Source organism: Psychrobacillus sp. FSL K6-2836, assembly GCF_038003085.1.
GTDB lineage: Bacteria > Bacillota > Bacilli > Bacillales_A > Planococcaceae > Psychrobacillus.
Window position 1 is genome coordinate 3,187,621 of record NZ_JBBOOM010000001.1, and the last position, 12,838, is coordinate 3,200,458.

Annotated in this window: 11 protein-coding genes; 6 read left to right on the forward strand and 5 right to left on the reverse strand. The window is 38.8% G+C overall.

Annotation, left to right across the window (positions count from 1 at the left end; translation table 11 throughout):
• Positions 1–118: 118 nt before the first annotated feature.
• The 4 genes from motA (at position 119) to MKY37_RS15220 (ending at position 3,937) form a co-directional block, all read left to right on the forward strand.
• Positions 119–922 carry a flagellar motor stator protein MotA gene (gene motA / locus MKY37_RS15205; RefSeq protein WP_340778491.1) on the forward strand — a complete coding sequence of 268 codons (804 nt, stop codon included), beginning with the start codon at positions 119–121 and terminating at the stop codon, positions 920–922.
• Entirely contained in the window at positions 906–1,679 is a 774-nt protein-coding gene (motB, locus tag MKY37_RS15210) for a flagellar motor protein MotB (protein ID WP_093495083.1), read from the forward strand. The genes motA and motB overlap by 17 nt, the downstream gene beginning before the upstream one ends.
• A 249-nt stretch (positions 1,680–1,928) precedes the next feature.
• Positions 1,929–3,029 carry a PfkB family carbohydrate kinase gene (locus MKY37_RS15215; protein WP_340778495.1) on the forward strand — a complete coding sequence of 367 codons (1,101 nt, stop codon included), beginning with the start codon at positions 1,929–1,931 and terminating at the stop codon, positions 3,027–3,029.
• Positions 3,026–3,937, forward strand: coding sequence for a pseudouridine-5'-phosphate glycosidase (locus MKY37_RS15220; RefSeq protein WP_340778498.1), 912 nt, complete (start codon positions 3,026–3,028; stop codon positions 3,935–3,937). The genes MKY37_RS15215 and MKY37_RS15220 overlap by 4 nt, the downstream gene beginning before the upstream one ends.
• A 400-nt stretch (positions 3,938–4,337) precedes the next feature.
• Here the strand turns inward: MKY37_RS15220 and MKY37_RS15225 are convergent, their stop codons facing one another.
• Both MKY37_RS15225 and MKY37_RS15230 read right to left on the reverse strand, forming a co-directional pair.
• A complete protein-coding gene (locus MKY37_RS15225) occupies positions 4,338–4,559 on the reverse strand; it encodes a DUF1128 domain-containing protein (RefSeq protein WP_340778500.1) in 222 nt (73 codons plus the stop codon).
• A gap of 65 nt (positions 4,560–4,624) precedes the next feature.
• Entirely contained in the window at positions 4,625–5,983 is a 1,359-nt protein-coding gene (locus MKY37_RS15230) for an alanine/glycine:cation symporter family protein (RefSeq protein WP_340778502.1), read from the reverse strand.
• A gap of 201 nt (positions 5,984–6,184) precedes the next feature.
• On the opposite strand from MKY37_RS15230, the gene MKY37_RS15235 reads away from it, so the two are divergent.
• Positions 6,185–6,568, forward strand: a complete 384-nt coding sequence (locus MKY37_RS15235; protein ID WP_340778504.1) for a YtxH domain-containing protein — start codon at positions 6,185–6,187, stop codon at positions 6,566–6,568.
• A 26-nt stretch (positions 6,569–6,594) separates the two neighbouring features.
• Positions 6,595–7,566, forward strand: a complete 972-nt coding sequence (locus MKY37_RS15240) for a YihY/virulence factor BrkB family protein (protein WP_340778506.1) — start codon at positions 6,595–6,597, stop codon at positions 7,564–7,566.
• A gap of 29 nt (positions 7,567–7,595) precedes the next feature.
• Here MKY37_RS15240 and MKY37_RS15245 read toward each other — a convergent pair whose 3' ends face one another.
• The 3 genes from MKY37_RS15245 to MKY37_RS15255 all read right to left on the reverse strand — a co-directional run bounded on the left by MKY37_RS15245 (position 7,596) and on the right by MKY37_RS15255 (position 12,830).
• On the reverse strand, positions 7,596–9,506 hold the full coding sequence (locus MKY37_RS15245; protein ID WP_340778507.1) for a heavy metal translocating P-type ATPase: 1,911 nt from the start codon (positions 9,504–9,506) through the stop codon (positions 7,596–7,598).
• 144 nt (positions 9,507–9,650) lie between these two features.
• Positions 9,651–11,180 carry a fumarate hydratase gene (locus MKY37_RS15250; protein WP_340778511.1) on the reverse strand — a complete coding sequence of 510 codons (1,530 nt, stop codon included), beginning with the start codon at positions 11,178–11,180 and terminating at the stop codon, positions 9,651–9,653.
• Positions 11,181–12,644: 1,464 nt separating this feature from the next.
• Positions 12,645–12,830: an SE1561 family protein gene (locus tag MKY37_RS15255; protein ID WP_090568418.1), complete on the reverse strand. Its 186-nt coding sequence runs from the start codon at positions 12,828–12,830 to the stop codon at positions 12,645–12,647.
• Positions 12,831–12,838: the final 8 nt, after the last annotated feature.

Sequence of the window (12,838 nt, forward strand, 5' to 3'; positions counted from 1 at the left end):
TATAAGTTAAATTTTGTTCATAATTTAGAAATTTAATAAAATCATTCGGTTGTTTTTTATTAAAAAACTATTAATATAGCCGAAATAAAGGAAAGAAATAGAATGTGGGGGAAGTTGAATGGATAAGTCTACAGTATTCGGTTTATTAATAGGGTTTCTTGCAGTAGCGGTTGGTATGGTATTAAAAGGGGCAAGTTTAGTAAACTTATTAAACCCTGCTGCAATATTAATCATTATATTTGGGACAATCGCAACAATTGTCATTGGGTTCCCAACAAATGAGTTAAAAAGGATACCTAAGCTTTTTGGAGTTATTTTTAAAGAGGCGAAGCTAGTACCTGATGTGGAAGTAATTAAAATGTTTTCTAGTTGGGCAGACCTAGCGCGTAGAGAAGGATTATTAGCTTTAGAAAGTAAAACAACAGATGTAGAAGATACATTTTTAAAAAATGGTCTGACATTGGCTATTGATGGGCAAAATGCAGATTATATTCGTGATGTCTTGACAGAGGAAATTGACGCATTAGAGGAACGACATTCTGGAGGAGCACAAATTTTCACGCAAGCAGGTACATATGCACCTACTCTAGGTGTACTTGGTGCAGTAGTTGGGCTAATTGCAGCCTTAAGTGATATGAGTGATATTGATAAATTAGCACATGCCATTTCTGCAGCATTTATAGCGACACTTCTAGGGATTTTCACTGGTTATGTTTTATGGCATCCATTTGCGAATAAATTAAAACGTAAATCTAAACAAGAAGTTAGACAAAAGACCATGATGCTCGAAGGTATACTTTCTGTATTAGAGGGAGATGCACCAAGGGTTATTGAACAAAAACTGGCTTCCTATTTATCTATGTCAGAGCGCAAAAAAGTCTTAGAGGAAAGCGGGGAGGCTGGCCTTGGCAAAGAAGCATAAAAAACATAAGCATGAGGAAGAAGTAAGTGAAGCCTGGCTACTTCCGTACTCCGATGTTTTAACATTATTATTAGCCTTATTTATCGTATTATTTGCTACTAGTTCTGTAGACCAACAAAAATTGGAACAAATGTCTCAAGCGTTCAACGAAGTCCTTAATGGTGGAACCGGTATTTTTGAACAGCCATCTCCTTTGGAAGTGCCAGATGCTCCTGATGATTCAGGTCAGGGAGAAGATGGGGAGAGCACTGCATATATGGAAGACCAGCAAGCACTCTCCGAAATTCAAGACAGTGTGGATGAATATATAGCAGTAAATGCGCTAGAAAAACAGTTTGTTACTAAACTAACCGATGAAGGCTTACTTGTTACGATAAGAGATAGTATATTATTTGATACTGGCGAAGCAGAAGTAAAAGGTGAGTATCGTTCAATTGCTGAAGATATCTCCGATTTACTTGTATTTGATCCTCCTAGAAATGTCGTTATCACTGGCCATACAGATAATATTCCTATCTCTAGTAGTGAATATTCTTCCAACTGGGAGCTAAGTGTAATGCGATCAGTTAATTTCCTGAAAATATTAGCAGGAAATAATACGATAGATCCGCTATATTTTAGTGCGAAAGGTTACGGTGAATTTAGACCTGTAGCTTCCAATGATACTCCAGCAGATCGGGCAAAAAATAGAAGAGTTGAAGTATTGATTCAACCACGCGTTCTAGAGGATGGTACTTTAAACGATCAACCTGAGTAAAATGAAACTTCAATCCGTGAAGGGCTTAATCCCCTACAGATTGTCAAATTGAAATTAGGCAAGTAACGCAGCATCGTGCGGCAATGCCTAAGTGACCAACATCCTATTTACCGAGGCTCGCAGGAAGCTAATGTGGGATAAAAGTAAAAACTGCCAACAGAATAATTGTTGGCAGTTTTTATTTGACTTTTTAAAACAAAAGTTTATAATTAAAACAAAAGTTCAAGACGGAAGGGAGGTGTACGCAAAGTGAATGCAAAAGAAATGAATATTTTAAAGTACTTGCGGGAAAATCCATATGCATCCCAAATGGAAATAGCAAATGAACTAAATATGTCTAGACCAGCCGTAGCTAATATTATTTCCCAATTAATAAAAAATGGGAACATAACTGGAAGAGCTTATATTTTACCCGAGAACAAAGAAATCATTTGTATCGGTGGAGCGAATGTAGACAGAAAATATACATTGATCAAAGATCTCCAAATGGGTACATCTAATCCTACATCTAGCTTACAAAGTGTAGGTGGGGTTGCAAGGAATATTGCAGAAAACTTAGGTAGATTAGGACATGCTGTACGTTTGTTATCAGTTGTTGGAACAGATATGGAATATGAAGCTATTGAAAAAGCTTCAAGTAATTGGATTAACTTATTTTCCATTGAAAAGTTACCAAATTATACAACAGGAACATATTCGGCAGTACTAGATTCGAATGGTGAAATGCTTCTAGCTTTAGCAAATATGGATATCTATGAACAGTTGACTGTAGATTATTTAAAAAAACATGAAGCTCATTTAACGAATGCTCAACTAATCATTATAGACATGAACTGTTCCAAAGAAGTGATTGAATATATTCGAACTGTTGCGGTAGGACATAATATTCCCTTAGCTTTAATACCTGTATCTTCTCCGAAAATGGATAGAATGCCTGAATCATTAGAGGGGATTGAATGGTTAATAGCCAATAAAGATGAATCAGAAATGTATTTAGGTATGAGTATTGAGGATAAAGAATCGTGGAAAGAAGCAACAAGGCAATTTGTACAAAAGGGTATTTCACATGTAGTTATAACCTGGGGTAGTGAGGGGATAATGTACGCGGGTAGTGACATGGAAACGTCCTATTTTCCAGCAATTGAAGTAGAGGATGTAGTTGATGTAACTGGTGCGGGGGATGCTTTTGTTTCCGCAACTTTATACGCTTGGTTGAGTGGAGAAGATATTCCAAAAACAATCCAAACAGGTATGATGAACGCAAGTAGAACTATTCGCTCAAGCGATACGGTACGAACAGAGCTTTCTCGAAATAATTTAACTAATGAGATGGAGGAAAATACACAATGAAACAATACATCACTTATTCAGAAGAAGTAGCAAAAGGTATGCAAGAAGGAAAGGCTATCGTAGCATTAGAATCGACAATTATCTCTCATGGTATGCCATACCCTCAAAATGTTGAAACGGCTAGAAAAGTAGAACAAATTGTTCGTGATAATGGTGCTGTTCCAGCGACTATTGCTATCATGGACGGGAAAATTAAAATTGGTTTATCCGATGAAGAGTTAGAAACGCTTGGAACGAGCAAAGATGCTAGAAAAACTTCTAGAAGAGATCTTGCTTATGTTATATCTTCAAAAGAAATTGGTGCAACTACAGTTGCAACAACAATGATTTGTGCAGAAATGGCGGGTATTAAGCTATTTGTTACAGGTGGAATTGGTGGTGTGCATAGAGGTGCAGAAACGACTATGGACATCTCAGCTGATTTAGAAGAACTAGCAAATACAAATGTTGCAGTAGTATGTGCAGGAGCAAAATCTATTTTAGATATCGGTTTAACATTAGAATACTTAGAAACAAAAGGTGTTCCAGTAGTAGGCTACCAAACTGACTCATTCCCAGCATTTTATACAACAACAAGTGAATTCAATGCGGACTTCCGTTTAAACAGCGAAAAAGAAGTAGCGGAAATGCTGAAAGCTAAATGGGATCTTGAGTTAAATGGTGGTGCAGTAATTGCGAATCCTATTCCTACAGAACATTCATTGGAAGAATCTTATATTAATTCGATTATCCAATCTGCTTTACAGGAAGCTGCAGAAAATGGCATCAAAGGAAAAGACGTAACACCATTTATGTTAGGAAAAGTAAAAGAACTAACAGAAGGTAAATCTTTAGAGGCGAATATCGAACTAGTTTATAATAATGCTCGAGTTGGATCTAAAATTGCAGTTGAGTTAAATAATCTATAAGAGAAATAAAGCTATCTATTGTCAGCAAAGTGACAATAGATAGCTTTTTTATATTATTTGGAGAAATTCTATTTGAAAAGTACGCTTGCCGATTGCTACAAGAATACGTGGAAATGGTTAATTTACCGTTCTGCAAGTAATCCTCAGTCGAGGGCAAGTAAGTGAAGAGTATGAGCAAGTAACTAGCAGAGTAAAGCGAGTAAAATCCTGGTAAGAACAAGTACACGAATATGCGTTTACTGTACGCTACGGCATATACCTTTTAGGATGTGTCACTATAGCTACTTCATCCCTTTTGAACAGGGGTATTTTATTGGTTAGAGATTAAGACTGTACCTATACTCAAATTAAAACAAAAAAATTGGCCATGAATTTATTCACGGCCAATCATTGCATGTACTTATTTCCTTAAGTTTCCTAGCTCAGATGCAATTGCTTGCATTTCACTTGGACTGAAAGTATTTCGTTTTTTAACCATTTCATATAAGTAAACAAGATCTTCATATTGTGTTGCATTGAAATCTTCTGGCCTCATTGCGTCTACGTTGACCATCCGAAGCTTCTCTTTTATTGTTTCAATCATATACGTGACATTTTCTACTGAGGGTTGTGATAGATTCATCTATTGTAACCTGCCTTTCATACATTAGAATTAATCATTTCACGCTATGCCGACAATGTCAAACACTAAATAGATTTTGCAGCCTCTTTTTCTTCCTTTAACTTATCTTGAATTTTTTTCGTTTCATAAATAATTACACCAGAAAGTCCAAGAAGACCGATTAAGTTAGGAATAGCCATTAATGCATTGGTTATATCAGAGAAAGTCCAGATTAGATCTAGTGAAATAACAGATCCAACAAATACCATCAATACGAATGCAATGCGGTAAACAATCAATAGCGAAGGATTTTTGAATAAATATTGGAAACACTTCTCTCCGTAATAAGCCCAACCAATTATCGTAGATGAAGCAAAGAATATTAATCCAATTGCTACTACAATTGGTCCGAAGTCACCTAAGAAGTGACCAAATGCACCAGTTGTAATTTCATTTGCAGCTAAACTTTTATCGGTATATATTCCAGACATGACAATTGTGATACCGGTAATTGAACAGATGATAAATGTATCAAAAAATACTTGAGTCATTGAGATAAGTCCTTGGCGACCTGGAAGGTCTGTTTTTGCAGCAGCTGCAGCAATAGGAGCAGAACCTAAACCAGCTTCATTTGAGAATACCCCACGAGCAATACCATATCTAATAGCAGCACCGATTGCTCCACCTGCCGCAGCTTCAGTTGAAAATGCCATCTTGAAAATTGTTACAAATGCTTCAGGAATAGCTGTAACATTCAAAATCATAATAATTAATCCAGAAGCAATATAGAAAACCGCCATTACAGGAACAAAAATTGCAGTAACTTTACCAATCGATTTAATACCACCTAGAATAACTAAAGCAGCAAAAACAGTTAATACAATTCCGGTAATCCAAGTTTCAATTCCAAATGTATCATTTACAACTCCTGCAACAGAATTCGATTGTGTTCCGTTTCCGATACCGAATGCTGCCACTGCCCCAAAAATTGCGAATAAAACAGCCAACCACTTTTGTTTTAAACCATGCTCTAAATAGTACATAGGTCCGCCGGCCATTTCACCATTGGCATCTTTAACACGATATTTAACAGCTAGTACTGCTTCTCCATACTTTGTCGCCATTCCAAAGAATGCAGAAATCCACATCCAAAATATTGCCCCAGGACCACCTAAAACTACCGCAGTGGCAACCCCAACTATATTACCAGTACCAACTGTTGCGGCCAATGCTGTAGTGAGAGCCTGAAACTGTGAGATATCTCCTTCTGCAGATTTATCGTGATTTTTGGAGAAAACTTGCTTTAATGCAGCAGGTAACAAGCGTAATTGTAAAATTCCTAAACGCACCGTCAAATAAATACCAGTACCTACTATTAATACAAGAAGTGGAATACCCCATAAAAAGGTTGATACAGACCCTAAAAACTCATTCAATTGTTCCATCAACATTACCCCCAAGTTTTATATTTAAATACAATATGGAATCTATCATCCTTTCAAATTATTCTACCTTATTACAATATTCGTAAAATTCCGCTTGCTAGTCAAGACTATTTTTTAAATAAATGAAAATATTGTTTGATTCTATTTTGGTGAGGGTATAATTAAAGCATCTTTATATAGTTAAACTTGGAGGTAATTTGGATGAGTGAAAATAAATTTGTAAAAGGAATTATATGTGGTGCAGTTATTGGTGGTGCTTTAACGATGCTCGATAGAAAAACAAGAGATTCAGTTATGAACAAAACAAGGTACATGCGAAATGAAATTCAGTATTACAGTAAAAATAGGGAAGAATTAAAGACAAATATCGAACATCAAATAACAAAATGGAAATCTATATATGATCAGTTTTCATCGGATGCAATGTATTTGACTGAAAAAGTGAAAGAGGCTAAAGAAATAACACCACAGGTTAAAACAATATTAACTGATACAAAAGATACCTTCTCCCAATCAAAAGAGGAGTACAAATCAATAGTAGTTCCCGAAAAGGAAGAAAAAAGTATTTTTGAACCAAAAAAGTAATCATTGATCAGAAAGGAGAGGATGGAGTGAAAGAATTTCATGAGACAAAAGAAAATAAAAAAACTTCATCCTCAAGCAATAGCTGGTTCGAGAAGTTAAAATTTCTAAATATAAAAAAGAAGGAAAAGAAGGAAGAAGTGCATCATGATCTTACTACATGGTCAGGGTACATAAAGCATTTAATACTACATATTCAGAAAACGGATATTACGGGCTTTGCAGCTCAATTAGCCTATTTCTTCCTACTATCCCTATTTCCATTATTAATTTTCATCATAACCTTGTTGCCATACTTAAACTTAGACGAGGCACAAGTCTTTCGCCTTTTAGAAAATTATGCTCCACAGGACGTATATATTCTTATTGAGGAAACATTAATTGAAGTTTTGGTAAGTAGGAACGGTGGGTTATTATCCATCGGGATTATTGGTACGATTTGGTCTGCTTCGAATGGGATGAATGCAATTGTAAAATCGTTAAACCGTTCATATGCACTTGAAGAAACAAGACCCTTTTTCATCGTCAGATTAATGTCTATCGTATTTACGTTATTAATGATTATGTTATTTATAATAGCGCTAGTATTACCGGTCTTCGGTCAACAAATTGGCACAATTCTATTTTCTTACTTTGGTTTTGAAGAAAGCTTTGTTAAGCTTTGGAATAGTTTAAGATGGACGATTAGTCCGTTAATAATGTTTATCGTATTGATCGCCTTGTATTGGATAGTTCCAAACACAAAGTTATTCCTAAGAAGTGTGCTACCAGGAGCTGCTTTTGCAGCATTTGGCTGGATTATCGTATCATTAGGATTCTCTTTCTATGTTAGTAATTTCTCTAACTATTCTTCCACGTATGGAAGTATCGGGGGAATTATTGTATTAATGTTATGGTTATATATTTCGGGCATCATCTTGTTGGTTGGTGGTCAGATAAATGCAGTTATGCAGGAACGTAAAATAGCTATAGAAAAAAAAGAAGCAGAAGGACACGTCTAATCGTGTCCTTCTGTTTTCTTTAAATTCATTTATATATTTCTATTTAGCATTCGTAATCCGTTTAATATAACTAATATGGTACTACCTTCATGGCCGATTACTCCCAATGGAAGATCTACTGCTTGAAGGAAATTGGAGACAACTAAAAGTGCGATAACCGTTATTGAAAAGACGATGTTTTGCTTAACGATTCGACGCATTTTACGAGACATTTTCACTGCATACGCAATTTTTGACAAATCATTTTTCATTAAAACGATATCTGCAGTTTCTAGCGCGACATCTGTACCTTCTCCCATGGCAAAACCTGTAGTTGCTGTTGCAAGTGCAGGAGCATCATTGATACCATCTCCAACCATCCCAACAAATCTATGTTCCTTAAGTAATTCTTTCATATGCTTAACTTTCGTTTCTGGTAGACATTCTGCAATATATTGATCAATTCCAGCCTCTTTGGCAATTACGCTTGCCGTTTTCTCATTGTCTCCAGTAAGCATTACTGTTTTAATACCGAGTGATTGGAGTTGCTTAATCGCAGTTTTTGCCTCTTCTCGAACCGTATCTTTTAATGCAACAACAGCGGCAATTCCTTTTTCGTCTCGCATAAAGATGACGGTTTTTCCTTCTTCCGCAAGCGATGAAGCAATCCCATTATGAAAAGCAAATGCATCATTTTTATTGACAAAATCAGGTTTTCCTACTAGAACTATTTCTCCGTCAATTGTAGCCTGTATGCCGAATCCGGGTTTATCTTCAATATGGATAAGAGGGAGATGTCCTATCCCTTCTGATTTTGCGAAAGCAGTAATTGCTTGTGCTAGTGGGTGGTTGGATTGCCCCTCAATAGTTGCCAGCGTTGATAAAGTTGATGTTCTATCTAAATCTGGTCGAACTAAAAAGTCTGTAACGACTGGTTTACCGGTTGTTAGCGTACCTGTTTTGTCTAATGCGATTGCTTTCATTTCACTGACATTTTCTAAATGTACCCCACCTTTAAATAATATTCCCACTTTAGCACCATTTGAAATCGCTGCTAAGGTGGCAGGCATGATAGATGCTACAAGTGCGCAAGGTGATGCCACTACCAATAAAACCATTGCTCGATAGAATGTTGTGTTCCAGTCCCAATCAAGTAGAAAGTGAGGGAGAAACAGCATGAATGCTACGGTAATTAAGACAACTTTCACATAAGTACCCTCAAAGCGTTCTATAAATTGCTGAGCAGGAGATTTTTCATCCTGAGCCGTTTGAACAAGATTGATGATCTTTTGGAAAAGTGAGTCCTTGTTTGCCTTTGTCATTTCCATTGTAATAGCACCGCTCATATTAACTGTTCCTGCGAATAGTTCATCATGCAGCTGTTTAGTTACAGGAATAGATTCACCACTTATTGCGGATTCGTCAATTGCAGTCGTGCCACTTATGACTTTCCCATCGGCAGGGATTCGTTCACCCGGTTTTACAACAAGGTTATTACCTATAACAAGCTCACTTACTGGGATGCGTGAAGTAGTGCCATCACTATTTAATCGTAATGCCTCTTCTGGCTGAAGCTCCATGAGAGAATAAATTTCCTTTTTGCTTTTATTCATCGTATACGTTTCTAGTGCACCACTTACTGCGAATATAAATATTAGGATTGCTCCTTCTGTCCAATAGCCGATGATAGAAGAGCCAATTGCTGCTAATATCATTAACAACTCCACGTTTAACTCTTTTTCTTTAAATGTTTCGATTAGACCTTCTTTGGCTTTTGCGTACCCACCTATTGCAAATGCTAGTAAGTAGAAAATGATCGATGCAGTTTCTTGTTGTGCATTACCTAAAAGCCATGCTATTAGAATTAGTACTCCTGAAAAAAGAGCTGCCACCAATTCTGCATTGGTCAGTATAGGTGTAAGGAAAATCGGGGTAGATTTCCTTTCGGTTATCGTTGTCATATAAAAACCTCCTTGATAATGAATTTCAATATTAATAAGCTGTATAAATGAAGAAAATGGACTTCCAATAGGAAATCCATTTTATATTTATTACTAATTTATAATTATTATAATCTAGAGGTTTTTATAAGTCAACCAATTACATTAGCTAAAAACTTTTTCTTTATAAGCGGATAGTTTTTCTAGTGAAGACTTGTCCACATCTGCATGTAGGCTGTTACCGTGGGAATCCATAGTTACTACTGCTGTAAATTTTTCAACACGAAGATGCCACATTGCTTCTGGAATACCGAATTCCATTAAGTCAACACCTTCAACTCCTTTAATACAATCTGCATAATACTGAGCAGCACCACCGATTGCATTTAAGTAAACTCCGCCATGTTCAGAAAGAGCGGCAAGTGTTTTTGGACCCATTCCACCTTTACCGATAACTGCACGGATACCAAATTTTTTCATAATATCCCCTTGGTAAGGTTCCTCACGTATTGATGTAGTTGGACCTGCAGCACGTACATGCCAGTCTCCAGCTTCATCTTTTTGCATAACTGGACCGCAGTGATAAATAATTTGTCCATTTAAGTCAACTGGTGCATCGTGGCTCATCAAGTGATGATGGATTGCGTCACGACCAGTATACATACGACCAGTAATTGATACGACATCTCCCACCTGTAGTTCACGAATTTGTTCTTCCGTAATAGGAGCTTGTAATTCAACTACTTTTTTAGGAGCTTCTTCTGATGTTTGATCTTTGAACTCAATTTTTTCTCCATCTTGGTAATGCCATTCGATAATTTCTCCACTAGTTGGGTTGATATTGATCGCCATACGACGGTAAGCCCAACAGTTATAAGCAACAGATACATAGAAACTAGCAGGGATACGGTGCATTACGCCAATTTTACAGCCAAGTAAAGTAGCTTCTCCACCGAAGCCCATTGTACCTATACCTAGTGTGTTAGCTTTTTCAACAATATATTGTTCTAGTTTTGCTAGGTCGGGATTGGGGTTAGAATCCTCTACATGGCGAAATAATTGTTCTTTAGCTAAATCATAGCCAGAAGAACGGTCGCCACCGATTCCTACTCCGATGAATCCAGCTGAGCACCCTTGACCTTGTGCCTGGTAAACAGAGTGTAAAATACATTTACGAATTCCATCTAAGTCACGTCCAGCACGACCTAATCCTTCTAGTTCGGTTGGCAGGCTATATTGAATATTTTTGTTTTCACAGCCACCGCCTTTTAAGATCAGCTTCATTTCAATATAGTCGTTTTCCCATTGCTCAAACTTTACGACAGGAAGCCCATCTCCTAAGTTATCCCCGCTGTTAGCACCCGTTAAAGAGTCAACTGCATTAGGGCGAAGCTTTGCATCCTTAGTAGCTGAAGCTATAGCGCGCTTAATAGCAGCTTTAATTTCTAATTGATTTACACCAATTGGTGTTTTAATCTTGAACGTTGGTAAACCAGTATCTTGGCAAATAGGAGATACATTATCATCGGCCATTTGAATATTATTTGTGATCGTATCTAGACTCATCGCTGCACGCGTACCAGCATTTTCTGCCGCTTTTGCTTTTTTGATAGCGCGACGAACATCTTTCGGTAAATTTGTAGAAGTTTCGGTAATCAAATCATAAATACTTTTCTCTAATTGCTCCAATTGCATGATGTAAACGCTCCTTTTAAATGTATGTAGATAACAAACATTACAAGTATACTATTTTATTAGGATGAAAAAAAGAGTCGCTGGGGGAATAAATGCTGGAGAATACGCCTACGCAGTGGTTATGGCTCGGGGAAAAAATCATTCATCGACCCACAAGTAAGAGCTATTCGCCCGAGCGCGACCGTCATCCGCTCGGGAATCGATCGAACGCCCGAGAAATTGATGTATGCGCCCGAGAACAAGGGCTATGCGCTCGAGAATGGCAGTCATCCGCCCGGAATCAATCGAACGCTCGAGAAGTAGATGTATCCGCCCGAGAGCAGGGACTATGCGCTCGGGAATGGCAGTCATCCGCCCGGAAATCGATCGAACGCCCGAGAAATTGATGTATGCGCCCGAGAGCAAGGGCTATGCGCTCGAGAATGGCAGTCATCCGCCCGGAAATCAATCAAACGCTCGAGAAATTGATGTATCCGCCCGGGAGCAGGGGCTATGCGCTCGGGACTGGCAGTCATCCGCCCGGAAATCAATCGAACGCCAGAGAAGTAGATGTATCCGCCCGAGAGCAAGGGCTATGCGCTCGAGAATGGCATTCATCTGCCCGGAAATCGATCGAACGCCCGAGAAGTAGATGTATCCGCCCGGGAGCAAGAGTTATGCGCTCGGGAATGGCAGTCATCCGCTCGGAAATCGATCGAACGCCCGAGAAGTAGATGTATCCGCCCGGGAGCAGAAGTTATGCGCTCGGGACTGGCAGTCATCCGCCTGGATATCAATCGAACGCCCGAGAAATTGATATATCCGCCCAGGAGCAAGGGCTATGCGCTCGAGAATGGCAGTCATCCGCCCGGAAATAATCGAACGCCCGAGAAGTTGATGTATCCGCCCGAGAGCAGGAGTTATGCGCCCGAGCGCGACCGTCATCCGCTCGGAAATCAATCGAACGCCCGAGAAATTGATGTATCCGCCCGCGGGCAAGGGCTATGCGCTCGAGAATGGCAGTCATCCGCTCGGAAATCAATCGAACGCCAGAGAAGTAGATGTATCCGCCCGGTAGCAAGAGCTATGCGCTCGAGAATGGCATTCATCTGCCCGGAATCAATCGAACGCCCGAGAAGTAGATGTATCCGCCCGGTAGCAAGAGCTATGCGCTCGGGACTGGCAGTCATCCGCCCGAGAATGGCAGTCATCCGCTCGAAAATCGATCGAACGCTCGAGAAGTAGATGTATCCGCCCGGTAGCAGGAGTTATGCGCCCGAGCGCGACCGTCATCCGCCCGAGAATCAATCGAACGCCCGAGAAGTAGATGTATCCGCCCGAGAGCAAGGGCTATGCGGTCGAGAATGGCAGTCATCCGCTCGGAAATCAATCGAACGCTCGGGAACAACAGTCATCCGCTCGAGAACGTAGCCATCCGCCTCCAAATAAAAAAAGTTCGGAATGGATTCATTCCGAACTTCTCGTTTATTCCTTTGTGTTCTTAAACTGCTCCATTTTTAACTCAAGGTCATCCATCATTTGAATCAGACGGTCTATATCTTCAAGTTCTGTTGTTTCAGGCTCGATTGTGTCTAATACTTCTAAAAACATTTGTAGTCGATCTTTTAAATAAGATACTTGTTGTTCTGGATTTGAAATATGATTACCCACAGAAAAAC

Excerpts from the sequence above, each read along its gene's own strand:
- motA (WP_340778491.1), top strand. The coding sequence starts at position 119 with ATGGATAAGTCTACAGTATTCGGTTTATTAATAGGGTTTCTTGCAGTA.
- MKY37_RS15220 (WP_340778498.1), top strand. The coding sequence starts at position 3,026 with ATGAAACAATACATCACTTATTCAGAAGAAGTAGCAAAAGGTATGCAA.
- MKY37_RS15225 (WP_340778500.1), bottom strand. The coding sequence starts at position 4,559 with ATGAATCTATCACAACCCTCAGTAGAAAATGTCACGTATATGATTGAA.
- MKY37_RS15230 (WP_340778502.1), bottom strand. The coding sequence starts at position 5,983 with ATGGAACAATTGAATGAGTTTTTAGGGTCTGTATCAACCTTTTTATGG.
- MKY37_RS15235 (WP_340778504.1), top strand. The coding sequence starts at position 6,185 with ATGAGTGAAAATAAATTTGTAAAAGGAATTATATGTGGTGCAGTTATT.
- MKY37_RS15245 (WP_340778507.1), bottom strand. The coding sequence starts at position 9,506 with ATGACAACGATAACCGAAAGGAAATCTACCCCGATTTTCCTTACACCT.
- MKY37_RS15250 (WP_340778511.1), bottom strand. The coding sequence starts at position 11,180 with ATGCAATTGGAGCAATTAGAGAAAAGTATTTATGATTTGATTACCGAA.